This is a genomic window from Bacillus pretiosus (assembly GCF_051294775.1).
Taxonomy (GTDB): domain Bacteria; phylum Bacillota; class Bacilli; order Bacillales; family Bacillaceae_G; genus Bacillus_A; species Bacillus_A wiedmannii.
The window spans coordinates 229,771-255,055 of record NZ_JBPPHF010000001.1; the positions used below are offsets into that span (position 1 = coordinate 229,771).

General features: G+C 36.2%; 17 protein-coding genes, 1 riboswitch and 1 other annotated feature. Of the genes, 12 read left to right on the forward strand and 5 right to left on the reverse strand.

Features of this window, described 5'->3' with window-relative positions; translation table 11 throughout:
• Positions 1-73: 73 nt before the first annotated feature.
• Complete coding sequence (locus tag ACSG5Z_RS01235; RefSeq protein WP_435710439.1) at positions 74-2,110, reverse strand: serine hydrolase domain-containing protein; 2,037 nt, start codon at positions 2,108-2,110, stop codon at positions 74-76.
• A 575-nt stretch (positions 2,111-2,685) separates the two neighbouring features.
• On the opposite strand from ACSG5Z_RS01235, the gene ACSG5Z_RS01240 reads away from it, so the two are divergent.
• The 4 genes from ACSG5Z_RS01240 to ACSG5Z_RS01255 all read left to right on the forward strand — a co-directional run bounded on the left by ACSG5Z_RS01240 (position 2,686) and on the right by ACSG5Z_RS01255 (position 8,598).
• On the forward strand, positions 2,686-3,846 hold the full coding sequence (locus tag ACSG5Z_RS01240) for a serine hydrolase domain-containing protein (protein ID WP_435710441.1): 1,161 nt from the start codon (positions 2,686-2,688) through the stop codon (positions 3,844-3,846).
• Between the two features lie 548 nt (positions 3,847-4,394).
• The gene (locus tag ACSG5Z_RS01245; RefSeq protein WP_435710442.1) at positions 4,395-5,561 is read left to right on the forward strand and encodes a serine hydrolase domain-containing protein; all 1,167 of its coding nucleotides are present in this window, start codon (positions 4,395-4,397) and stop codon (positions 5,559-5,561) included.
• Positions 5,562-6,212: 651 nt separating this feature from the next.
• Complete coding sequence (locus ACSG5Z_RS01250) at positions 6,213-6,803, forward strand: sensor domain-containing protein (protein ID WP_435710444.1); 591 nt, start codon at positions 6,213-6,215, stop codon at positions 6,801-6,803.
• A gap of 4 nt (positions 6,804-6,807) precedes the next feature.
• The gene (locus tag ACSG5Z_RS01255; RefSeq protein WP_435710446.1) at positions 6,808-8,598 is read left to right on the forward strand and encodes a response regulator; all 1,791 of its coding nucleotides are present in this window, start codon (positions 6,808-6,810) and stop codon (positions 8,596-8,598) included.
• Between the two features lie 153 nt (positions 8,599-8,751).
• On the opposite strand, the gene pyrH is transcribed toward ACSG5Z_RS01255, so the two are convergent.
• Positions 8,752-9,495 (reverse strand): UMP kinase, encoded by a 744-nt coding sequence (gene pyrH, locus ACSG5Z_RS01260; protein ID WP_137014168.1) that lies wholly within the window; start codon positions 9,493-9,495, stop codon positions 8,752-8,754.
• Between the two features lie 376 nt (positions 9,496-9,871).
• Between pyrH and ACSG5Z_RS01265 the strand changes: the two genes are divergently transcribed.
• From ACSG5Z_RS01265 to ACSG5Z_RS01290, 6 genes are all read left to right on the forward strand, one after another.
• A complete protein-coding gene (locus ACSG5Z_RS01265; RefSeq protein ID WP_435710448.1) occupies positions 9,872-11,143 on the forward strand; it encodes a cation:dicarboxylate symporter family transporter in 1,272 nt (423 codons plus the stop codon).
• Between the two features lie 24 nt (positions 11,144-11,167).
• Entirely contained in the window at positions 11,168-12,607 is a 1,440-nt protein-coding gene (gene aspA, locus ACSG5Z_RS01270; protein ID WP_048543319.1) for an aspartate ammonia-lyase, read from the forward strand.
• A gap of 75 nt (positions 12,608-12,682) precedes the next feature.
• Entirely contained in the window at positions 12,683-14,395 is a 1,713-nt protein-coding gene (gene malS / locus ACSG5Z_RS01275) for an oxaloacetate-decarboxylating malate dehydrogenase (protein ID WP_435710449.1), read from the forward strand.
• Positions 14,396-14,458: 63 nt separating this feature from the next.
• Positions 14,459-15,757: a sensor histidine kinase gene (locus ACSG5Z_RS01280; RefSeq protein ID WP_079998372.1), complete on the forward strand. Its 1,299-nt coding sequence runs from the start codon at positions 14,459-14,461 to the stop codon at positions 15,755-15,757.
• Positions 15,758-15,759: 2 nt separating this feature from the next.
• Positions 15,760-16,692, forward strand: a complete 933-nt coding sequence (locus ACSG5Z_RS01285) for a response regulator (RefSeq protein ID WP_048543316.1) — start codon at positions 15,760-15,762, stop codon at positions 16,690-16,692.
• Between the two features lie 118 nt (positions 16,693-16,810).
• A complete protein-coding gene (locus tag ACSG5Z_RS01290; protein ID WP_435710450.1) occupies positions 16,811-20,005 on the forward strand; it encodes an SNF2 helicase associated domain-containing protein in 3,195 nt (1,064 codons plus the stop codon).
• A gap of 95 nt (positions 20,006-20,100) precedes the next feature.
• On the opposite strand, the gene ACSG5Z_RS01295 is transcribed toward ACSG5Z_RS01290, so the two are convergent.
• On the reverse strand, positions 20,101-20,235 hold the full coding sequence (locus tag ACSG5Z_RS01295) for a DUF3934 domain-containing protein (protein WP_000047588.1): 135 nt from the start codon (positions 20,233-20,235) through the stop codon (positions 20,101-20,103).
• A gap of 405 nt (positions 20,236-20,640) precedes the next feature.
• Positions 20,641-20,899 (forward strand) — a binding site (T-box leader).
• Between the two features lie 70 nt (positions 20,900-20,969).
• Between ACSG5Z_RS01295 and asnA the strand changes: the two genes are divergently transcribed.
• Positions 20,970-21,953: an aspartate--ammonia ligase gene (asnA, locus tag ACSG5Z_RS01300; RefSeq protein ID WP_435710452.1), complete on the forward strand. Its 984-nt coding sequence runs from the start codon at positions 20,970-20,972 to the stop codon at positions 21,951-21,953.
• 136 nt (positions 21,954-22,089) lie between these two features.
• Positions 22,090-22,527, forward strand: coding sequence for a helix-turn-helix domain-containing protein (locus ACSG5Z_RS01305; protein ID WP_435710454.1), 438 nt, complete (start codon positions 22,090-22,092; stop codon positions 22,525-22,527).
• A 207-nt stretch (positions 22,528-22,734) separates the two neighbouring features.
• On the opposite strand, the gene ACSG5Z_RS01310 is transcribed toward ACSG5Z_RS01305, so the two are convergent.
• Both ACSG5Z_RS01310 and ACSG5Z_RS01315 read right to left on the reverse strand, forming a co-directional pair.
• A complete protein-coding gene (locus tag ACSG5Z_RS01310) occupies positions 22,735-23,187 on the reverse strand; it encodes a VOC family protein (RefSeq protein ID WP_088082889.1) in 453 nt (150 codons plus the stop codon).
• A gap of 347 nt (positions 23,188-23,534) precedes the next feature.
• Complete coding sequence (locus tag ACSG5Z_RS01315; protein ID WP_435710456.1) at positions 23,535-24,764, reverse strand: aspartate kinase; 1,230 nt, start codon at positions 24,762-24,764, stop codon at positions 23,535-23,537.
• A 200-nt stretch (positions 24,765-24,964) separates the two neighbouring features.
• A riboswitch (Lysine riboswitch) is annotated at positions 24,965-25,151 on the reverse strand.
• Between the last annotated feature and the right edge of the window lie 134 nt (positions 25,152-25,285).

The following is a 25,285-nucleotide window of genomic DNA, read 5'->3' on the forward strand; positions in this document are numbered from 1 at the left end:
ACTTTAACATAATAATTTTCATCAAAAAATTTTAAAGATAAAATATCAGTCAAATATTTGCCGTCGTTCATGTCTACTTCTGTTTAATAGGTAAAGCATAATGGCCAAAAGCTAAATCTAGCAAAGCACTTGCTTCTTGACGCAGTAACAGGTCTTTCGGACGGAACATAAGGGATCCGTCAGCATTAATGGAAGTATCAGGGTCTAGAATTCCTTGGGAGGCAAGTGCCTGAATCGATTGGACTGCCCAGTCATCTGCGGCATCCAGTAATTTAACTTTAATAGCTTTGTCAGGTTGAATCGTTTTCAAGTCTTGAATTTGCTTTACGTTTTGAATCATGGTTGCTGCGACCTGTCGGGTAATCGGAGTAGCACGGTTATACTCTGGAATTCCATTCATAATTTTTGCCCTTGCCTCTTTTGATTCGTCTGGAAAACCGTTCCATCCATGAGCAAGTAACAACGTATCCGCAAACTCTCCTTGTGTCATGGTTTCCATCGGATTGAATAGATTACCTGTTTTAGCACCCATAATATTTAGGGCATGAAGATTATCAATGTGACTTCTATAGTTACTCTTTTGTGAAATGTCATCAAAAGATGGTTTGTTGTTAATTCTCTGGGCATCTGCTACAAAATCAAGGCTTTTAGGAGAATCGTAGTGAAAATATGTGATTTCTCCAGCTGAATTCTTTTTGAAAGCAACTTTGTTGCCTTCCGAATCTTCAAATAACAACGGATGAATCATTTTGAGAACTTGTTTTCCAGTTATTCCACCCTCCATGACTAAATTCCCATTTTCATAAGTAAAATGAGTGCGAATTGCAGCGAAACGCGTATTTTGGAATAAGCCCAAGTATTTATGAGCTTCTTTTTCCTCTAACGGGAGATAACTTGTTTTTACTTCATTCTTCTTAGCAGGGAAATAGTGATCCATGAGAGCTTCATATACGTCTATACTCATCATTGAATCATTATTATAAGACATGAAGAATGCTGTTTTTTGTTCAGGCACTAAAATCATCAGTGATTGATGTCCAGGCATACTTCCCCCTTTCATTACAACGTGTTGACCGTTAGCAAATTTATTAAAAGGCGTTTCAAATCCAATTGTCGCAACAGGGTTGATCTTATCATCAAAAACTTGATAGGCATGCATCATATCTATGCTTTTTTTACTTGCAATTTCTTTGTCTTTAAACTTTCCTTTCTGTAGTTGCATAATCATGTATTTTGACATGTCTTCTGCAGTAGATAAAATGCCTCCTTGTGGTGTATCCCTTAAACCGCTCCCACTTGTTGGGATCGGTTCGCCAGTGGGACCATAATGTGTAGCCATTCTTTCTAGAAGTTCAGGCGTGAAGCTCATACTTGTAGATTTCATATCTAATGGTTTGAAAATATTCTTTTCCATATATTTGGAGAAAGGGCTGTTAGTAACATTCTCTACTGCAAACCCTGCGAGCGCAAATGAGACGTTATCATACGTATAAACTTCCCCTGGTGGCCGTACCACCGTTGGCATATGTTTAGAGAAAAATTCCTTCATTGGCATGTTGTTTTCATTATCGGTATATTCAGGTCCGGTTATATTTGTAAGGTCGGGAAAATCAAATCCGCTGGTATAAGTGAGCATATCAAACAGTGTTACAGGTTTCCCTGTTTGATTAGGTATTTGTAATCCACCAAGATATTTTTGTACGTCTTGATCTAGTTTAATATTTCCTTTATCGACTTGTTGCATCACAGCCAAGGCAGTAAAAGTTTTTGAGACTGAAGCAATTTGAAAGACCGTGTCCTTAGTAACGGGAATTTTCTTTTCTTTATCAGCATATCCATACCCTTTATTAACAACAACCTTTCCATCATGAACGACGACAAAACTAGAACCATTCACATTATACTTTTTCATTTTTTCCTCGAATAATGGATCAGCAAAAGATTCTATTTCTTTTTTATTATTGAGTCCTTTCGTCATTTCAATATTAGTTGTGGATACCGATGGTTTTGATGTTTCTCTTTCTAATGATTGTTGAGAACATGCAGAAATCATGGTTGAAGAAGAAAGAAGAATTGTAACGATACCCAGTTTGTTAATTGCTTGTTTCATTTTTGTACGCCCCTTTATTTGGTTGGAATTTTTTTGTTGGCGCAACGAGTTAGCGGCTCGTTAGCGTATGAACAGAGTGTAGCAAGTGGCGAGTCATAGTAGATAGTGAACTTCTGTCATATTTATAAAGAAAAACAAAAATTGAGTGGATGAGGCTGTTTTGATAGTTATGTCATAAAAGTCATGACATTTTGACACTACCGTATGTGACAGAAAAACTCTTAGAATCAAGGAGCAGTTTATTACCCATTAATAATAAATGAGGAGGGGGAGCTTCATTGTGTATGTTAAAAAATAAAGAGGCGTGAAAGAGGAAACAGGCATGACCTATTCACGAAAAAAACAGTAACAAGAGTGTTTCAAGGATAAAAGTAACTTCTAGGGTTAACAGTTAACATACATGTGGAAATAGAGAGACTTACTTGGGACAGAACGGAGTTTGTAAAAATAATAATTATGAATATGATTAGGAATTCAATTCTGGCTTTTAGTCATTGGTGGAGATAATAGCTGTGTGATTAATACGAAACAGCAAGTAACTAACTATACAATTTAAATAGAGGAGAGGATACTTTATGAAAACATGCAGTAAAATTACATGTGCAAGTCTATCACTTTTAATAGCTGGAAGTTCTCTGTTATACACAACACCAATCTCAATTGTAAAAGCAGAGCCCACGCAAAATGTATCTAGTTCGTTACAAACAGGTATTCAAGGCGATCGTACTTCCGTTAAGAAAGCAATGCGGGGTGCACTGCAACTTGGATACCCTGGAATACTCGCTCAAATTTCTAAGGGGGGTAAAACTTGGAGTTATACCACTGGGATAGCGGATTTGAAAACCAAGAAACCGATGAAAGCAGATTTTCGCTTTCGCATTGGTAGTGTTACGAAAACGTTCATTGCAACAGTGCTACTTCAATTAGCTGGAGAAAACCGCTTAAATTTAGATGACTCTATTGAAAGATGGTTGCCTGGTGTTATTAACGGAAACGGATATGATAGTAACCAGATTACTATCCGGCAGATATTGAATCATACAAGTGGTATCGCTGACTACATAAAGTCACAAGACTTTGATATAAAAGATACAAAAAAAGCGTATACAGCTGAAGAATTCGTAAAGATGGGGATTTCTCTTCCTCCAGATTTTGCTCCAGGAAAGGGCTGGTCTTATTCAAACACGGGATACGTATTACTGGGTATCCTTATTGAAAAAGTAACTGGAAACAGTTATGCGGAAGAAGTTGAAAATCGAATTATTGAACCACTTGAATTGTCAAATACATTTCTACCGGGTAATTCAACGGTTATTCCAGGCACCAAGCATGCCCGTGGATATGAAAGATATGACGGAGAAAGTGAGCTAAAAGACGTTACTTATTCTAACCCAGGTAGCTCGGATGGAGATATGATTTCTACTGCCGAAGATTTAAATAAATTTTTCTCTTACTTGCTTAGTGGCAAATTACTGAAGGAACAGCAACTAAAACAAATGCTTACTACAGTTCCTACAGGAATAGAAGGAATCGATCGATATGGTCTTGGAATCTATGAAACTAAACTTCAAAACGGTACCTCGATATGGGGACACTCAGGCGGTGTTCCAGGCTTTTCTACTTTTGCTGGAGGCACACTTGGAGGCAAGCATATATTGGCCATCAATTTGAATGGCCATAAAACTAGTCATTCTGATCCTTTTAAAAATATTTTACTTGCTGAATTTAGCAAGTAGGTACAAAGGAAAAACGGATAAATTTTGTCATAGTTTTTATAGTTAAAAATATACCTTTCTGGTTCAAAAAAACAACTTACTTTAAAAAAATTTGAGGGTAAAGCAAGTTCTTAATTTGATGGACATGTGGCGGTATCCCATTGTTATCAAGTTAATAGAACTGAGTGTTCTTAAAATAAAAACCACCGAATTATAGAAGTGGTTTTGAACGTAAGGAAGAAGTAAGAAAAAAGAGATTTTCATTGTGTATAATCAAAACGGAGAGAAGAACGCGAGGGGGAATAGTTACCATATATTTATATAAAGATAAATTAATTAAAAAACTTTGTGGAAGAAAATAAGAAATTACAGAGATCAACATACATCTGAAAAAGAGGGATTAATCATTTATTAGGTCAGAAAGTTGTTTGTAGAAATAATTGGTACACAGATGATTGTAAATTCAAAGTTATCCTTTTGTTTTTGGTTAAGAGGTACGTTGTATGGTTAATATGAGACAGCAAATAATCATCTATACAATAATGTGAATAGAGGGGAAGAATACTATTATGCAAAAGCAATTTCAAATTACATTTAGAGGTTTAGTCCTTTTAATAACAGGAAGTTCCCTGTTATACATAACACCAGCCTCAATTGTAAAAGCAGAATCCACGCAAAATGTATCTAGTTCGTTACAAACAAGTACTCAAAGCGATCGTACTTCCGTTAAGAAAGCAATGCGGGATGCGCTGCAACTTGGATACCCTGGAATACTTGCTAAAATTTCTAAGGGTGGAAAAACGTGGAGTTATACCGCTGGGATAGCGGATCTGAGAACCAAGAAGCCGATGAAAACAGATTTTCGCTTTCGCATTGGCAGTACGACAAAGACATTCACTGCAACAGTGCTACTTCAATTAGCTGGAGAAAACCGCTTGAATTTAGACGACTCCATTGAAAAATGGTTGCCTGGTGTCATTCAAGGAAACGGATATGATAGTAACCAGATTACTATCCGGCAGATATTGAATCATACAAGTGGTATTGCTGACTACATAAAGTCACAAGACTTTGATATTAAAGATACAAAAAAAGCGTATACAGCTGAAGAACTCGTAAAGATGGGGATTTCTCTTCCTCCAGACTCTGCTCCGGGAAAGGGTTGGTCTTATTCAAACACAGGATACGTATTACTGGGTATGCTTATTGAAAAAGTAACTGGAAACAGCTATGCGGAAGAGGTTGAAAATCGAATTATTGAACCGCTTGACTTATTGAATACATTTTCACCTGGTAATTCAACGGTTATTCCAGGCACTAAGCACGCCCGTGGATATGTAAGATATGACGGAGAAAGTGGGCTAAAAGACGTTACTTATTTTAACCCAAGTATAGCTAGCTCGGCTGGGGATATGATTTCTACTGCAGACGATTTAAACAAATTTTTCTCTTACTTACTCAGTGGCAAATTACTGAAGGAACAGCAACTAAAACAAATGCTTACTACAGTTCCTACAGGAATAGACGAAATTGATGGATATGGTCTTGGAATCTATGAAACTAAACTTCAAAACGGTACCTCGATCTGGGGACACGCAGGCGGTGTTCCAGGGTTTTCTACTTTTGGTGGAGGCACACTTGGAGGCAAGCATACATTGGCCATCAATTTGAATGGCCATAAAACTAGTCATTCTGTTCCTTTTAAAAATATTTTACTTGCTGAATTTAGCAAGTAGGTACAAAAAATGTTCAAGAATCATCCACTATAAAGAAACAAGACGTTATTCAAGCATTGTTATCCCTACAACTAGGTAACCATGATGATTTGATCGAACTAGGGAGGCGAACTTCTAGAGCATAATATTTTTACATGCAGCAAGAGCTCTAAGAAATGTTACTGGAACAACAAGGGTAGGGAAAGGTTTATTTGGAAATACAAAAAAAAATTGAATCTCTTAAAATCTAATACTACGTATTATTTAGTAGATAAAATGAGGGGTCAAGGAATTTATAAGTATGATGCCGGAAATCAAGGAATTGATTATGACACTTTGTTTCTTTCAGGAATCCTTATTTTAAGGATTCCTTCTTTGTATCAAAAAATTTGCAAAGAAAAAAGATAAGATCGGGAACACAATCTTATCTTTAGCACAACGAGTTAGCGGCTTGTTAGCGTATGGACAGAGTGTAACAAGCGGCGAGTCATAGTCGATAGTGAACTTCTGTCATATTTATAAAGAAAAACAAAAATTGAGTGGATGAGGCTATATTGATAGTTATTTCATACAAACCATGACATTTTGACACTACCGTATGTGACAGAAAAATACTTAGAATTAAAAAGTAGCTTTTAATGCATTAGGAATGAATAAGGAGGAGAGATTTTAATGACAAAAGCATCAGTTCAAAAAACTTTGCAAGATTTTTATTTCTTGTTATTTACCTTTTTATCCGGATTTTTTTACTTTTGTTTCTATCTAGTCAGCATTACATTTGCATTAGTAATGACGATTATCTTTTTGGGTATTCCCTTGTTGGCGTGGGTGCTGCAAACAACTCACACGTTTGTTCAGTATGAACGTATTCAGACGAAGATTTATACAGATATATCGATAGATTTATTCGAACCAAGAGAAAAAAAGGAGGGAGATAAATGGATTAAAGTTAGAGATACAATCCTCAATAATAGCAACTGGAAGGCTATTTTTTGGCTCATGCAGAAATTTTTGATCGGAATAATGAGTCTTATATTTGCTGTTTTACTGTATATAATGCCACTAGTATGTATCGTTGCACCCTTACTTTTTCGATATTTTAATATATACTTATTGGGCATAGTTGTGGATTCATGGGAGACAGCAATTTTTGTCATGATTGTTGGTTTCATTCTCATCGGGATACATAATCTTATTGGAAACTGCTTAGTTCAAATTATTGGAATGTACACGCATTCCATGTTTAAAGCTATTAAGGAGTGATAATTTGTTTAAGACTTTGAAACTATGGTTTTGGTATGATTGGGCCTTACTTTGTATCCGTTTTATTGTTTGGCTATCATTGATATCAACGACTATCCAACGACAAGATCATTTGACAGTACCACTTTGGATCATAATTCTTTGGGAAATCGTTTCATTTTCAGTACCTTGGATTTGTTTAATGTTCAGTTATCGCTATTATTTATTTACTGAAATAATATTATTTGGCGGAGTGTGTTTCTATTTAACTTTATTATTTCCGTCAGCGTATCTTACTTTTTTAATGCCAACTTTTATGATTGCAGCAAATAGCGCTCATAAATCTTACCGCTGGTCGGGGCCTATCACAATTATTTTGTTCCCGTTGCTCATTGCGATATTTTCCAAAGTAACAGATTTATGGGTAATCATCCTGCAACTTAGTTTAGCTTTTGCTATGGGCTCTTTCTTTCGTTTACTGGCTATTAATTACCGTCAAAGTGAAACCATTCGGAACCAGAAACGTGTATTAGAACAATACGTATCCCAAGTTGAGCGGATTACTTTACTAGAGGAGCGTGATAGGCTCTCAAAAGACTTACACGATACAATGGGGCATTCCTATACTTCAATTATTATGGGTATGGAAACATTACGTACGGAATTAAAGACTAAAGAAGGAGAGCAAAGGCTTGACTCATTATTGCAATTGGCTCGTAATAGTATGGAAGAGGTGAGGACGTATTTACATCAAATAGATTTACCACAAGAATCGCTTCCCTTAACTGTTATGCTGAAAAAATTAACTAAAGAATTCGAGAAACATGCAAAGATAAATGTACGAATTCAAATAATCGGAGAAGAGTATATAGTCTCCAAACAATCAAAAATGATGCTGTATCGGAGTTTGCAGGAATCACTAACAAATGCGGTGCGGCATGGAAACGCTACTGAAATTATTGTTTCACTACATTTTGAGCCACAACAAACGAGATTAGATGTACAGGATAATGGCTGCGGGGTAGAAGAGTGGAAGGATGGGTTTGGAGTAACTGGAATGAAAGAGCGTGTGAGGCAGTTGCAAGGGAGAGTCACTGTATACTCTAAAAAAGGGGAAGGGACGTTGATCTCATGTGTGTTACCCAGACTATCACAATCGTCCGATGAACAGATCCGGTTGTGTATCATCGATGACCACTCGTTTGTTCGAGAAAGTCTCCATACAATCTTGAATGGACAGGAGGACTTACAGGTAGTGGGAATGGCTGAAGATGGGGAACAGGCTGTGGAATTGTGCGAAAGCCTGAATCCAGATTTAGTATTAATGGATCTAGAAATGCCCAATCTGGATGGGATTCTTGCGACTAAAATGATTAAGGAAAAATATCCTGATATTCGTGTCCTCATTTTGTCAACGTTTCAGGATACAGAAAGAGCAAAAGAAATTATACGGAGCGGTGCGGATGGCTATTTGTTAAAATCCATAGAGTCACGGGAATTGGCTGAATCAATTCGTCTCGTTTATCGGGGAGGTACAATGATTGACCAACATTTGTTCCATAGTATGTGGGAAGGAAATGATGAGGCGAGTTCAGATGAATCGAAGTTAGATGGGAAAGAGTATGGCCTAACGAAACGTGAACTAGAGATTTTGAGTTTTTTATCACAAGGCCTTCGTTACAAAACAATTGCGGAAAAAATGTACTTATCAAATGGTACAGTAAGAAATTACGCATCTAACCTCTATGACAAGCTAGGAGTCAAAAATCGTGAAGAAGCTGTGCAAAAAGCCAAAGAGAGAGGGTTAATTCCATAAACCAATTTACAATATTGAATTCATTAATTTATCTCGCAAACATCCGGTTGGTGTGGAGTAATAATCAGTGGGGATGAACAAAACCCCCACTGATCAAATTTAGAAAACTTCTCGAAAGTTAATGGTCTATAAAAAACTTTTAAATAAAAATAATTATTTTTCATGCATAAGCAATGAAGCATCATCATTAATCAATGTCCCCACATGCTCCCCTAAGCAAATTCTTTTCATTACACCAGGCTCATCAAAGTTAAAGACGTGTGCTGGTAAATTGTAATCACGAGCAAGTAATAAAGCGGCTTGATCCATGACTTGAATGTTTTGCCTAACAACATCGTTATAGTTTAGTTTTCTGTACATTTTTGCTGATTTATTATGTTTTGGATCACTAGTAAAGACGCCATCTACTCCTTGTTTTGCGACTAATATTGCGTCACTATTCATTTCAATGGCTCTTTGAACACTTGGATAATCTGTCGTAACGAACGGCTGCCCGTTACCGCCGCCAAAAATGACAACATAACCGTTATCTAAATGATGTACTGCTCTGAGGCGAATATAAGGCTCTGCTACTGCATTAAACGGGATGGAAGTCATAACGCGTACTTCTTTATTTGTTTTACTTGTTAAGACGCCGCGAAGCATTAAGCTGTTAATGATTGTACCTAACGTACCGATATTATCAGCTTCTACTCGATCAATGCCCCATTCTTCAGCTAGATGACCTCTGAAAATGTTACCGCCGCCGATGACAATGGATACTTCGATACCTAAGTCAATAATGGATATAATTTCGTTTGCGATATGTTCTAATCTTTTGGAGTTAAAGCTATTTCCGGATTGATCAGCAAGTGCGCCGCCGCTTAATTTAATTAAGACTCTTTTATATGGCTTCATAACAATTCCCCCTATATAGATCGCAATAAAAAAGGAACAAAGGCAAATGCCTTTGTTCCTTTTTAAGAAAATGAAAAAGAAAAGAAGAAGATAGGACGAATTTTTGTACATAATTTTTCATACCATCCACTCCTTTTCATTTCGATTTATTGTAAGTGTATATCTTTTTGATTATACGAAACAATCTGATTACTTATCAAGTATATTGTATCTCTTTTTAATAAAAAGGTGTCAATGAAAAAGAAAAGAAAAATTTTCGAATTTTTTGTGACGAACTTGTAGGTTTTTGTATGATTTTGTAGGTTCGCTTATAAGATGTGTGAGTAGCTTTTATAAATTCAAATTGAAAGCGTTCGCATGAAGGGGATGAACATAAATGAAAAAATTCGGATTGGCAACACAAATTTTTGTCGCGCTTGTTTTAGGGATTGTAGTAGGGGCAGTCTTTTATGGCAATAAAACGGCGATTTCTTATATCACACCAATTGGGGATATATTTATTCACTTAATTAAAATGATTGTAGTACCGATTGTTATTTCAGCATTAATTGTTGCGGTAGCTGGTGTAGGAGATATGAAGAAGCTTGGGAAACTGGGTGGTAAGACAATTCTTTATTTCGAAATTATTACGACGATTGCTATTTTAATGGGATTACTTGCGGCGAATATATTCCAACCAGGTACTGGCGTTGATATGAGTAATTTACAGCAAAGTGATATTTCTTCTTATAAACAAACGGCAGATGCTACAGAGAAGAAAGGATTCGCTGAGACGATTGTTCATATTGTACCAAAAAACGTATTTGAATCGATTTCACAAGGTGACTTATTACCGATTATTTTCTTCTCCGTATTATTCGGTTTAGGAGTTGCGGCAATTGGGGAAAAAGGGAAGCCTGTCTTTAACTTCTTTGAAGGTGTACTCGAAGCGATGTTTTGGGTTACAAATCAAGTTATGAAATTTGCACCATTTGGTGTATTCGCATTAATTGCGGTTACGGTTGCAAAATTTGGTGTAGCAACACTACTTCCTTTAGGAAAACTAGTGCTAGCTGTATACGTAACTGTTATACTATTCGTTGTGATTGTATTAGGTATTAATGCACGAATGGTTGGAGTAAACATTTTTACATTAATGAAAATTTTAAAAGAAGAACTCATTCTTTCATTTACGACAGCAAGTTCAGAAGCTGTTTTACCTAATATAATGAGAAAAATGGAAGAATTCGGTTGTCCAAAGGCAGTTGCCTCTTTCGTAATTCCGACAGGTTATACATTTAACTTGACTGGATCGGCTATTTATCAAGCGTTAGCAGCATTGTTTGTTGCACAAATGTACGGTGTGCACATGTCACTGACAGAGCAAATAACGTTATTATTCGTTCTCATGTTAACATCCAAGGGTATGGCGGGAGTTCCAGGTGCATCGTTCGTTGTTGTATTAGCAACGTTAGGTTCAATGGGGTTACCACTAGAAGGTATCGCGTTAATTGCGGGAATTGACCGCATTTTAGATATGATTCGCTCATCTGTCAATGTATTAGGAAATGCATTAGCGGCCATTGTTATGTCGAAGTGGGAAGGCGAATTCGATGATGAGAAAGCAAAACAATATGTAAAAACAGTCAAAGAAACAAAAGCAGCATAAGAAATCGTTAAGGAGTGAATAATCATGGCAACATTAACTGAAGTTAAAAATGGTGTTCGAATTGAAAAAGATTTTTTAGGTGAAAAAGAAGTACCGAATTATGCATACTACGGCGTACAAACAATGCGTGCAGTTGAAAACTTCCCAATTACAGGATATAAAATCCATGAAGGTTTAATTAGAGCGTTCGCAATTGTAAAAAAAGCTGCAGCGCTTGCTAATACAGATGTAGGAAGATTGGAATTGAGCAAGGGCGGCGCGATCGCAGAAGCTGCTCAAGAAATTCTTGATGGAAAATGGCATGATCATTTCATCGTAGATCCAATCCAAGGCGGAGCAGGTACTTCAATGAATATGAACGCAAATGAAGTCATGGCCAATCGTGCTCTTGAATTATTAGGAATGGAAAAGGGAGACTATCATTATATTAGTCCAAATAGTCATGTAAACATGGCGCAATCAACAAACGATGCATTCCCAACGGCGATTCATATCGCAACATTAAACGCATTAGAAGGTTTATTACAAACGATGGGGTATATGCATGATGTATTTGAATTAAAAGCAGAGCAGTTCGATCATGTTATTAAAATGGGTCGTACACATTTACAAGACGCTGTGCCAATTCGTCTTGGACAAGAATTTAAAGCGTATTCCCGCGTACTTGAACGTGATATGAAACGTATCAAGCAATCACGTCAACATCTATATGAAGTAAATATGGGAGCAACTGCAGTTGGTACAGGCTTAAATGCAGATCCAGAATATATTGAAGCAGTTGTAAAACATTTAGCTGCAATCAGTGAATTACCACTTGTTGGTGCAGAAGACTTAGTAGATGCAACGCAAAATACGGATGCATACACAGAAGTATCAGCAGCACTTAAAGTATGTATGATGAATATGTCTAAAATTGCGAATGACCTTCGTCTAATGGCATCAGGTCCGCGTGTTGGTTTAGCAGAAATTATGTTACCAGCTCGTCAACCAGGTTCTTCTATTATGCCAGGGAAAGTAAACCCTGTTATGCCAGAAGTAATTAATCAAATTGCGTTCCAAGTAATTGGTAACGACCATACAATTTGCCTTGCTTCAGAAGCAGGACAATTAGAATTAAACGTTATGGAACCAGTACTTGTTTTCAACTTACTTCAATCTATTAGCATTATGAATAACGGTTTCCGTGCCTTTACAGATAATTGCTTAAAAGGAATTGAAGCGAATGAAGATCGCTTAAAAGAGTATGTTGAGAAGAGTGTAGGAATTATTACAGCCGTGAACCCTCATATCGGTTATGAAGCAGCAGCTCGCGTTGCGAAAGAAGCAATTGCAACAGGTCAATCCGTTCGAGAACTTTGTGTGAAAAACGGTGTACTGTCACAAGAAGACTTAGAGTTAATTCTAGATCCATTCGAAATGACACACCCAGGGATTGCAGGAGCAACTCTTTTAAAGAAAAATTAAAAGAAGAGGGGGGACAATCCCCTCTTTTTTGTTTACAATATAGAAATGCTATATATGAATAGAGGTAGGGATGTTATGAGTAAGTTTACAGTAGCTTCTAATGGTTCATTAGAAACGACATTAAGAGGAGTAGAAGTATTATCAACACCACTTTTAAATAAAGGGGTCGCTTTCACGCAAGAAGAGAGAGAAGAATTAGGTTTAAAAGGGTTATTACCGCCAGCGGTTTTAACATTAGAAGAACAAGCACGCCGAGCGTATGAACAATTTTGTTCTCAGCCGGACGATTTATTAAAGAATGTATACTTAACAGCGTTACATGATCGAAACGAAGTGTTATTTTATCGTATATTAACAAATCATTTACGTGAAATGTTACCAATCGTATATACACCAACTGTTGGTGTAGCGATTCAAAGATATAGTCATGAATATCGTAAACCGCGTGGTGTGTATTTATCAATTAACGATCCGTCGGGTATTGAAGAAGCATTTGCGAATATCGGTGCAACAGCTGAAAACATTGATTTAGTCGTTGTAACAGATGGAGAAGGCATACTTGGAATTGGTGACTGGGGTGTTGGTGGTATAAACATCGCAATCGGGAAATTAGCTGTTTATACGGCCGCAGTTGGTATCGATCCTAGCCGTGTATTACCGGTAATTTTAGATGTGGGTACAAATCGTGAGGAACTATTAAACAATCCATTTTATATTGGAAATCGTCACCCTCGTATAACTGGTGAAGCTTACGATGAATTTATTGATACATTTGTACAAGCAGTGAATAAACAATTCCCGAAAGCACTTTTACATTGGGAAGACTTTAGCTCTCGAAATGCACGAAAAATTTTAGATAAATACCGTCATGATATTTGTACATTTAATGATGACATTCAAGGTACAGGTGCAGTTTCACTTGCTGCTGTGTTATCGGCAGTGAAAGTTTCGGGTGTACCTTTAAGTGAACACCGCGTTGTTGTGTTTGGTGCTGGTACGGCTGGAATCGGTATCGCAGATCAAGTTAGAGATGCAATGGTCCGCGTTGGCGTATCAGAAGAAGAATCATATAAGCGTTTCTGGTGTATTGATCGTAACGGGTTAGTTACAGATAATATGGAAGATCTTCTTGATTTCCAAATTCCATATGCAAGAAAAGAAGCGGAAGTAAGTGAGTGGAAACAAAATGATGTGATCGGACTTGCTGAAGTTGTGAAGCATGTAAAACCGACAATTTTAATCGGTACATCAACTGTTGCAGGAGCATTCAAAGAAGAGATTATTAAAGAAATGGCTTCTCACGTAGAAAGACCAATTATTTTACCGATGTCGAATCCGACGCCACTTGCTGAAGCAAAACCAGCTGATTTAATCGAGTGGACAGAAGGAAGAGCATTAGTTGCAACAGGAAGTCCATTTGAACCAGTTACATACAACGGTGTAACGTATGTGATTGGACAATCAAATAACGCACTTATTTTCCCAGGTCTTGGTCTTGGAACAATTGTTGTACGTGCAAACGTCATGACGGATGGAATGTTCGCAGCAGCTGCTGAAGCAGTTGCAAGCATGGTAGACACAAGTCAGCCAGGAGCACCTATTTTGCCAGAGGTTGAAGAGTTACGTAATATCTCGGAAATGGTTGCAATTGAAGTAGCGAAAGTTGCCGTTGCAGAAGGTGTTGCTAGAGAGAACTTAAGTGATAACGATATCAAGATTGCAGTGAAAGAAGCAATATGGGAGCCGGAGTACCGCCAAATAAAAGCGGTAGAAAAGGTTAGAATATAGAAATAAAGCCCGTTTATAAAAATAAGCGGGCTTTCACTTTTATTACCGAAAAAAGTATAGGAAGTGGCACCTTTGAATTGGAATCAATTATGGAAGAAAGATATATCCCTTTTAATTATATTAATGGTTGTTGTTCCGATTGCTGGAGAGCTTAATTTTCACCCTTTTAACGATACGTTTCGCGTTAGCTTTGGGACACCGCTTTTCTTCTTTTTATTATTATTTTTAAGAAGAATACCAGCAGCGGCTGCAGGTATTCTTGTCGGTATATGTGTCGTTTTATTCCGTGTATGCCTTGATTGGATCATGCAAGGTTCATTTCATATGACAGAATCATTTTATTTGCGCTATCCTGTGTTCTTTTATTATTTTATTTATGGAAGTCTTTTTTCACTTTGTAGGGTGAATAAGTTTCATCAGAAACCAATCGTTATTGGGTGCCTTGGAATTACAATTGAAATTATCGCAAGTATGTCAGAACTTGCGATTTATCATATGGTAGTACTCGGTACAACAATAACAGTTTCTGAAGTGAATAAATTAATTATTATTGCTATTTTTCGTAGTTTCTTTGCACTTGGCTTTTTAAATATGATGATTTTATATGAAACGAAATTAAAAGAGTCACAAGTCCGAAAAGAAAATGAAAAAATGTTCATGCACCTTTCAAATTTATATGTAGAATCTGTTCACTTGAAAAAAACGTTACAAAATGCAGAATTGATTACACAAGAAGCATATCAACTATATCGAAATTTACAGACAGACGATGATTCCAGTAGTAAAACAGCATTGAAAATAGCAGGAGAAGTGCACGAAATAAAAAAGGATAATCAAAGGATTTTTGCAGGATTATCTAAACTGTTATTAGATAAAAATGTGACTGAGTATGTAGAAGGACATGAGCTTACAGAAATGATCGTAAGAATAAATGAGAAATATGCTGAAATGCTAGGGAAAGATATACGTTTTTCAAAACATATAGAAGGTGAACACGCTGCATATCACGTGTATACAGTGCTATCAATCTTTAATAACTTAGTTGCCAATGCAGTGGAAGCAATTGAAGATAGAGGTCTCATCCGTATTAAGTTATATAAACGAGAGCAACATGTAATCTTTGAAGTAATTGACGATGGCCCTGGTATTGCACAAAAGTATAAGAAATTAGTATTTAAGCCAGGGTTTACTTCCAAGTATGATCAAACAGGAACACCGTCAACAGGTATTGGACTTTCTTACATACACGAAATGGTAACAGAGCTCGGCGGAGAAGTAAGGTTAGAAGACAATGAAACTGAAAAAGGGTGTAAGTTTATCGTTTGTTTACCGGAGTGCAGTTTAAAGCGGGAAGGGGAATAGGTTTGTTTTATTATATAGTAGATGATGATGAAGTTTTCCGTTCAATGCTTTCGCAAATTATTGAGGATGGCGATCTTGGGGAAGTAATTGGAGAATCGGAAGATGGAGCGTTTATTGAAGCAGAACAGCTAAATTATAAAAAAGTAGATATTTTATTTATTGATTTACTAATGCCGATGAGAGACGGCATTGAAACAGTTCGTCATATAGCGTCTTCATTTACTGGGAAAATTATTATGATTTCCCAAGTTGAATCGAAACAGCTCATTGGTGAGGCGTATACACTTGGTGTGGAATATTATATTACAAAACCACTAAATAAAATAGAAGTAGTATCTGTTGTACGAAAAGTGATGGAGCGTATTCGTTTGGAACGTTCTATACATGACATTCAAAAATCATTAAATAATGTGTTTCAGTGGGAAAAGCCGCCAATGCGTAGTGAAACAGTACAAGAAGGAAAAAAGATATCAGATTCAGGACGCTTCTTACTAGCAGAGCTTGGTATTGCGGGAGAGAACGGAAGTAAAGATTTACTTAGTATGCTGGAATATTTATACGGACAAGAAAAGGCGCAAACATTTGAATTTGGCTTTCCTGCGTTAAAAGATATTTTTCACTATATTACGATAAAAAAATTAGGGGATGAAGCTTTACATACGGATATTGATAAAGAGAAAAAAGCATCTGAACAAAGAGTGCGCAGAGCAATTTATCAATCATTGAATCATTTAGCCTCCCTCGGACTAACAGACTTTTCAAATCCGAAATTTGAAAGCTATGCTCCGAAGTTTTTTGATTTCACTGTAGTTAGAAAACGGATGACAGAAATGACAAAGGATGAAGTAGCAACTTCTGGCCATATACGAATTAATACGAAAAAATTTATTCAAGTGTTATATTTTGAGGCGAAACGGTTGATGGAGATAGAGTGAAGAAGGTGCTTATAAATAAGCATCTTTTTTTGTTCAATCAATATTTTATATTTTCTCGTAGAGCATGTAAAATGTTAAGTAAGAGAAAATGGTTTTACATTAAGGAAGTGTCAAAACAATGAGTTTTACATTAAATAAATCGATTATAAAAGAAGTATGCGGAGAGACCTCATATAAAAGAGGCGAAGCTTATTATAAAGCAAATAAAGTAATCGTGAATCATTATGATGAAACGAAAGAAATTTGTGAGGCGACGGTAAAAGGGAATGAGGATTTTCATGTTACAGTAGAAAAAGCTAAAAAAGGTGATGTAGTTGCGAGATGTAGTTGTCCTTCATTAGCGTCTTTTCAAACGTATTGTCAACATGTTGCAGCCGTACTAATACAAATAAATTATAACCAGCAAACGGACGGCATGTCCGAAAATATGAGCGGAAATGATCAATTAACGAGCGGGATGTTTCAGTTGTTTGCAGACAAACCACTTAGGCCAAAAAGTAAACAACACCGTTTTGATACACGTGAAATATTAGATGTGGCTTTTATATGTTCATCAGTGGATACGAAAAGTGGTGGGGCCCTTCTTGGAATTCAGTTAAAACTTGCGCAAACATATTTTATAAAGCATATTAGAGAATTTCTTTCTAAAGTGGAGAAAAGAGAAACTTTTCATTGTTCTAATGAATTTACATACACACCAGATGTACATAGCTTCAGGCAAGAAACGGATGCGGTTATTCAGCAACTTATTAAAATGTATCATAATGAAAAAATGTATGAAGATGCGTTAGAAGTACATGCGAAACAAGATGAAAGTATGATATTCATACCGCCAGCTTCGTGGAAAGATATGCTCTCTTCACTTTCTAAAGTTGAGTATGTACAGCTGAAACAAAATGAACAACAGTTTCAGGGCTTACAAATTTCAAACGGTTTATTGCCATTACATTTTGAGTTTACGAAAGGAAATAATGGTGGATTTACACTTCATATAGACGGCCTAAATCGTGTTCAAGTTATGGAAATGTATAACAACGCTCTTTACGATGGGAAATTATATCATTTACCTATGGAAGATTGTATGCGACTTATTGAATTACAAAAGATGATGAGTCGCTCAAATAGCAATCAGTTTTATATTCCTGAAAGTAAGATGGAACATTTCGTAGCGAAAGTTGTGCCAGGATTAATGAAACTGGGAACGGTACGCATTGATGAAGTAATATCAGATTGTGTTGAAACGCCGTCGCTAAAAGCAAAGCTGTATTTAGATCGAGTGAAAAATCGTTTGTTAGCAGGTCTTGAATTTCATTATGGAAACGTCATGATCAATCCGTTAGAAGAAGATGGACAGCCGTCTGTTTTTAATCGTGATGAGAAAAAGGAAAAAGAGATTTTAGACATTATGAGTGAAAGTGCCTTTGCAAAAACAGAAGGCGGTTATTTTATGCATAATGAAGAGGCTGAGTATAACTTTTTATATCACGTCGTTCCGTCGTTAAAAGGCTTGGTTGACATTTATGCGACGACAGCAATTAAATTACGCATTCATAAAGGCGATACCGCACCTCTTATTAGAGTGAGAAGAAAAGAAAGAATTGATTGGTTATCATTTCGTTTTGATATAAAAGGAATACCGGAAGCGGAAATTAAAGGTGTGTTAGTGGCTCTGGAAGAGAAACGCAAATATTACCGATTAGCGAATGGTTCTTTATTATCACTAGAGAGCAAAGAATTTAATGAAATTAATCAGTTTGTAAAAGAATCGGGTATTCGGAAAGAGTTTTTACACGGAGAAGAAGTGAACGTTCCGCTTATTCGGAGTGTAAAATGGATGAACGGACTTCACGAAGGTAATGTTTTAAGTTTAGATGAGTCTGTTCAAGATTTAGTAGAAAGCATTCAAAATCCGAAAAAATTAAAGTTTACAGTGCCGCAAACTTTAAATGCTGTAATGAGAGAGTATCAAGTATACGGATTTGAGTGGATGAAAACACTCGCCTATTACCGTTTTGGCGGTATTTTAGCAGATGATATGGGACTTGGAAAAACGCTGCAAAGTATTGCTTACATAGATTCTGTGTTGCCTGAAATTCGAGAAAAGAAACTACCTATATTAGTCGTTTCACCGTCCTCTCTCGTTTACAATTGGTTTAGTGAATTGAAAAAATTCGCCCCGCATATTAGAGCGGTTATTGCAGATGGAAATCAAACAGAGCGGCGAAAAATATTAAAAGACATAGTGGAATTTGATGTCGTAATTACGTCATATCCATTACTGAGAAGAGATATAAGATCGTATGCGAGGCCGTTTCATACACTGTTTCTTGATGAAGCACAGGCGTTTAAAAATCCTACAACCCAAACTGCAAAAGCAGTGAAAACAATTCAAGCTGAATTTCGTTTCGGGCTAACGGGAACGCCTGTAGAAAATTCATTAGAAGAGCTATGGTCTATCTTCCATGTCGTATTTCCGGAATTATTACCAGGAAGAAAAGAATTCGGTGATTTAAGGCGCGAAGATATAGCGAAGCGCGTAAAACCTTTCGTATTAAGACGATTAAAAGAAGACGTATTACAGGAGCTTCCAGATAAAATAGAGCACTTACAGTCATCGGAGTTATTACCAGATCAAAAGAGACTTTATGCTGCTTATTTAGCGAAATTAAGGGAAGAAACGTTAAAACATTTAGATAAAGATACGTTACGTAAAAATAAAATTAGAATTTTAGCTGGCTTAACAAGACTGCGCCAAATCTGTAATCATCCGGCTTTATTCGTTGATGATTATAAGGGTAGTTCAGCTAAATTTGAACAACTATTAGAGATACTAGAGGAATGCAGAAGTACTGGTAAGAGAATTTTAATCTTTTCTCAATTTACGAAGATGCTGTCTATTATTGGTCGTGAGTTAAATCGTCAAGCGATTCCATACTTTTATTTAGACGGGAGTACACCATCACAAGAACGTGTAGAGCTATGTAATCGGTTTAACGAGGGGGAAGGGGATCTATTTCTCATTTCTTTAAAAGCTGGTGGTACGGGTCTTAACTTAACGGGTGCCGATACGGTTATATTATACGATTTATGGTGGAATCCAGCTGTTGAACAACAAGCAGCTGATAGAGCATATCGAATGGGACAAAAAAATACAGTACAAGTTATAAAATTAGTAGCCCACGGAACAATTGAGGAAAAAATGCATGAACTGCAAGAGAGTAAGAAAAATTTAATCGCTGAAGTGATTGAGCCAGGAGAAGAGAAATTATCATCAATCACGGAGGAAGAAATACGAGATATTTTAATGATTTAATATAAAAAGCTATGCTTTCACATGTATGAGAGCATAGCTTTTTTAGTGTAATAATTATAATTTGTTTTGAACAAAGTAAAGAGATAATACAGAATTTATTTTTTAGTCCCTTTACTTTTATATGGCTTGGCAGCTGCCTTTTTCTTTGCACTTGATTGCCAACGATTCCATCCTTTACTTCCTGTACCTTGCCCTACACCTTTTTTCGGTTTTGCTTTCGTTTTACTCATATGATCACTCCGTTATATAAAAATCTTATTTGATAATAGTCAATGATTTAGAACATACTCTTTATAAATGACTATGATTGCTTTAAGTAAAAATAAACTGCTTGAATGTTATAGTATAACACGAATTTGCAAGTAAACTGAAAGGAATTACAAAGAAAATGAAAATAATACGAAATACTGCGGATTCTATATTTCGAACGATTACATTACTTGTTGTGTATATGTTAGTTTCGGTTAGTGAAACGTTTTTTGGATTGACAAGACAAAAGAAGTGAAGACGTTATATTGAAAACAATCAATAAAGCCGTAAAATAAAGAATTGAAAAATATTTTTAAATTTTTGTTGACTTTCTTTATTTTTTGTATAGAATAATCATTAATAAAATGTTTCAGAGATGTGACAACAAAACGACTATGAAAGGACGAGTAGTAGTAGGAAGTAGTTTAAGCGAGTCAGGGGTGGTGTGAGCCTGATACGAAGCCTATTATGAAGAACCTCCTGGAGTTGCTAACCGAAATCCTTTACAGGAAAGTAGACTTAGCCGGGAACTTCGCCGTTACAAGAAGAACAGTATCGAGATATTTCATCTCCGTATTGTATAAGTGAGCAACCTCTGTTGCTAATTTGGGTGGTACCGCGGAACCAAAGTCTTTCGTCCCAGTTTTTTGGGAAAGAAGGGCTTTTTTTGTTGGCTTCTTTTCACAACATCCAAACATTTTAGGAGGAAACCACCATGTATCAATCATTAATGACAGTAAGAGAGACTCAAATCGCAATTAAGGAAGTTAAAACATTTTTCGAGGATCAATTAGCAAAACGCCTTGAACTATTCCGCGTATCTGCACCATTATTCGTAACGAAAAAATCAGGATTAAACGATCATTTAAACGGTGTAGAACGTCCAATTGAATTTGATATGTTACATTCAGGAGAAGAATTAGAAATTGTTCACTCACTAGCGAAGTGGAAAAGATTCGCATTACATGAATACGGATATGAAGCTGGTGAAGGTTTATATACAAACATGAACGCGATTCGTCGTGATGAAGAACTTGATGCAACACATTCCATTTACGTTGACCAATGGGATTGGGAAAAAATGGTTCAAAAAGAATGGCGTACTGTAGATTACTTGCAAGAAACAGTACAAACAATTTATGGAATATTCAAAGATTTAGAAGACCACTTATTTGAAAAGTATCCGTTCCTTGGAAAGTATTTACCAGAAGAAATTGTTTTCATCACTTCCCAAGAACTAGAAGATAAATATCCAGAATTAACACCGAAAGATCGTGAACATGCAATTGCGAAAGAACACGGTGCAGTCTTCATTATCGGAATTGGTGATGCACTTCGTTCAGGTGAAAAGCATGATGGACGCGCAGCTGATTATGATGATTGGAAATTAAACGGTGACATTTTATTCTGGCACCCAGTATTACAATCTTCATTCGAATTATCATCAATGGGAATTCGTGTTGATAGTAAATCACTTGATGAGCAGTTAACGAAAACAGGTGAAGACTTCAAACGTGAGTACGATTTCCATAAAGGTATTTTAGAAGACGTACTACCGTTAACAATTGGCGGTGGTATTGGACAATCAAGAATGTGCATGTACTTCTTACGTAAAGCACATATTGGTGAAGTTCAATCTTCTGTATGGCCTGACGATTTACGTGAAGCTTGCAAGAAAGAAAACATTCATCTGTTTTAATAGAAGAGAGAGGATAGCTCAAAGAGTTATTCTCTCTTTTTCATTGTGTAAACGAATGGTTTACAGTGGGTTTTACTAATGGTTTCTTTCTTTTTTGGATCCTTTTATGTAATAATTTGTTAAAGGAGGGGATGTTATGAGCTTAGGACAACAACTTAAAAGATTACGAGAGTCAAAAGGGTTTTCACAGGAAGATGTTGCTAAGAAAATTGGTGTGACAAGGCAAGCTGTGTATAAGTGGGAAAATGATAAAAGTTGCCCTGATATTGAAAATTTAATTTTATTGAGCGAAATGTATAATGTTACGCTCGATGAGTTAATAAAAGGGAACCGAAATTTAAAAGAGAAAATACATATTGATGAAGATGAGGATTTTGAGAAAGAGAATGAGTTTGGTTTTTATATTGGGTTTGGTTTGCTAATTGTGAGTGCTTTCATTGATTATAAAGGAATGCAAGAGATTTTATTAGGAATTGCACTATTCATGATGGTTTTTTACTCTGACGTGAAGAAAGTTATTTTGAATGAGTTCAGATCGTTTTTTAAAACAAAAGATATATATGATAAGAAGTGAGAAGAGTCCGTTATATTTCCTAGGAAAGAGTATAACAAGTAATTGAATTGTTTTATAATGATTTCGGGATGTTGATAGTATGTTAAAAAGCTCAAACAAGTATAACCCCGTTCTAAAGCTAGGACGGGGTTCAAAATCTAAGTTTTATTAAGCGTAAAGTTCTTTCAAGTATTTTTACTTCAGCAAAGACTTCATATAAAACATTACTTATTTGTTACCGAGCTCTTCCGCCAAACCGATTAAAATACCTTCGGTTCCACGAATGTAGCAGAGTCGATATGAGTCCTCGTACTGAACTACTTCGCCAACGAGCTGAGCACCATGCTTTGTAAGTCTCGATACCATTTCGTCAATGTCTTCAACAGTGAACATGACGCGCAAATAACCGAGGGCATTTACAGGAGCTGTCCGGTGATCTGCTATAGTAGGGGGTGTGAGAAATCGTGAAAGTTCAATTCGGCTATGGCCATCTGGGGTTACCATCATAGCAATCTCTACGCACTGAGAACCGAGTCCGGTTACGCGACCAGCCCATTCACCTTCGACAGTAGCGCGCCCTTCGAGTTTTAATCCAATCTCCTCGAAGAAAGAGATTGCGTTATCAAGGGATTCTACAACGATGCTGACATTGTCCATTCTTAGTAATCTGTTGTTTGCCATAGTCTTTATCTCCTTATATGTATAATTTTATTAGTTAATTCTCCTCATAATTATACTAAAATCTCTTCTAAACAAAAAACACCTTGTCGCAGTGTAGGAAAATGTGACAAGGTGTTTTCGAGTATAGTATATAATATCTTATTAACGAACAACACGTCGTAAACCCTCTACTATTGAAATACGTGTGAACTTACTTTCGTGAATGCTATTATTTTATGAATTTGATAATGTAGTTGCTATTCGATAATATAACTTCGACTCCCCCGTAAAATATTTCCACCCTATTTCTATTAATATTAGGAAAGAAATAGATTCATATAATTTGCTTTAAGTTTTACTAGTGGAAACTAACTCATCTGTACTAAAGGCTCAATTTTTGCCATAAATGATTGATGTAGTGCCTCGACACCTGTTACTAAATGAAGGCGGTCAATAACGACAGACACTTTAATTTCTGATGTACTTACCATTTTAATATGAATATTTTCTTCTTTTAAAGTAGTGAACATATTCGCAGCAACACCAGGATTAGAGACCATACCAGATCCAACAATCGATACTTTTGCTAAATGATTTTCATATTCTACAGATTCATAGTGAAGTGTTTCTTGATTTTGTTCCAATACCTCTAATGTTTCTTTTAAATCATTAGAATGGATTGAGAAGGAGAGGTGAACAGTTCCTTCATTTGTAATACTTTGAATGATGATATCTACATTAATATGTGCCGCTGCTAATGTAGAGAAAACTGTTGAAAGTGCACCTTGTTCTAATCCTTTCATTGTGACGCGTGTAATATTATCTTCAAATGCAATACCTTTAACGATTGATTGTTGTTCCATGTTACATTCTCCTTTTACAATTGTTCCGTTTTCTCGTTCCATACTTGAGCGAACTTCTAACATGACATTGTGATTTTTAGCAAACTCAACAGCACGCGGATGTAATACACCAGCACCGAGATTTGCAAGTTCTAACATTTCGTCATAAGAAATTTCATCTAATTTATAAGCATTTTTTACAACTCGTGGGTCCGTCGAATAAACACCGGTCACATCCGTGTAAATATCGCATTTTTTTGCTTTCAGTGCAGCGGCTAATGCAACAGCAGTTGTATCAGAACCACCGCGGCCAAGTGTTGTAATTTCATGGTTTTCACTAACTCCTTGGAAGCCAGCTACAATAACAATCGTGCCTTCAGTAAGATAAGACTGAATTCGATCAGTATTAATTTCAGTAATCCGTGCACTACTATGTACAGATTCTGTCGTAATACCAGCTTGCCATCCAGTTAATGAAGTCGCGTTATAGCCTTTTGTTTGTAGTGCCATCGTTAATAATGAAATAGTCACTTGCTCTCCTGTTGATAGAAGCATATCCATTTCGCGTTTACTCGGATTTTCTGAAATCGCGTTAGCAAGTGCTACGAGTTCATCTGTGCTTTTTCCCATTGCTGAAACGACAGAGACGACGCTATGTCCTCGTTCATATTCTTCAATAATTAAATTTGCTACATGTTGAATGCGCTCAACGCTTCCAACAGAAGTGCCACCAAATTTTTGTACAATCGTTTCCATTACGAATTCCTTCTTTCATCCATTTTTAAGAATAGATTAGGACATATATAGATCCCAATATTCCTGTAGTTACCAGAGAAAAAACAAAAAACACCATCTCAAATAAGTGAGGATGGTGCTGTTACAGGAAAAGGGAAACAGAAAACGGAGCTAATAAAAAAACCGCCAAAAAAGGAATACCATAAAAATGATATCTCTTTTTTGTAGATAGCTCTTCATACATACACGTCTGTACATATGACAGTTCTGTTTCTATTCGAAAACAGCCCCAATCGATAAATGCAGAGAAATGTATCGATTTCGGCAATACTTCCTTTCATCTAATTTCATAGACATCTCTGTGTCTCCATTAGAATACTCATAAGTATCGCAACCTCTATCTCACGTTTTAGGCGAGAGTGTTTGATTTATGAAGTTGTTGGTAACATTTGTTTTATAATAATTTAAATTTTTCGGGGAATCAAGTGTTTTATATATATTTTAAAAATTCTTTCTATTCCTGAGAAAGTTTGTGAAAAATG

Excerpts from the sequence above, each read along its gene's own strand:
- ACSG5Z_RS01235 (WP_435710439.1), bottom strand. The coding sequence starts at position 2,110 with ATGAAACAAGCAATTAACAAACTGGGTATCGTTACAATTCTTCTTTCT.
- ACSG5Z_RS01240 (WP_435710441.1), top strand. The coding sequence starts at position 2,686 with ATGAAAACATGCAGTAAAATTACATGTGCAAGTCTATCACTTTTAATA.
- ACSG5Z_RS01245 (WP_435710442.1), top strand. The coding sequence starts at position 4,395 with ATGCAAAAGCAATTTCAAATTACATTTAGAGGTTTAGTCCTTTTAATA.
- ACSG5Z_RS01250 (WP_435710444.1), top strand. The coding sequence starts at position 6,213 with ATGACAAAAGCATCAGTTCAAAAAACTTTGCAAGATTTTTATTTCTTG.
- pyrH (WP_137014168.1), bottom strand. The coding sequence starts at position 9,495 with ATGAAGCCATATAAAAGAGTCTTAATTAAATTAAGCGGCGGCGCACTT.
- ACSG5Z_RS01265 (WP_435710448.1), top strand. The coding sequence starts at position 9,872 with ATGAAAAAATTCGGATTGGCAACACAAATTTTTGTCGCGCTTGTTTTA.
- aspA (WP_048543319.1), top strand. The coding sequence starts at position 11,168 with ATGGCAACATTAACTGAAGTTAAAAATGGTGTTCGAATTGAAAAAGAT.
- malS (WP_435710449.1), top strand. The coding sequence starts at position 12,683 with ATGAGTAAGTTTACAGTAGCTTCTAATGGTTCATTAGAAACGACATTA.
- ACSG5Z_RS01290 (WP_435710450.1), top strand. The coding sequence starts at position 16,811 with ATGAGTTTTACATTAAATAAATCGATTATAAAAGAAGTATGCGGAGAG.
- ACSG5Z_RS01295 (WP_000047588.1), bottom strand. The coding sequence starts at position 20,235 with ATGAGTAAAACGAAAGCAAAACCGAAAAAAGGTGTAGGGCAAGGTACA.
- asnA (WP_435710452.1), top strand. The coding sequence starts at position 20,970 with ATGTATCAATCATTAATGACAGTAAGAGAGACTCAAATCGCAATTAAG.
- ACSG5Z_RS01305 (WP_435710454.1), top strand. The coding sequence starts at position 22,090 with ATGAGCTTAGGACAACAACTTAAAAGATTACGAGAGTCAAAAGGGTTT.
- ACSG5Z_RS01310 (WP_088082889.1), bottom strand. The coding sequence starts at position 23,187 with ATGGCAAACAACAGATTACTAAGAATGGACAATGTCAGCATCGTTGTA.
- ACSG5Z_RS01315 (WP_435710456.1), bottom strand. The coding sequence starts at position 24,764 with ATGGAAACGATTGTACAAAAATTTGGTGGCACTTCTGTTGGAAGCGTT.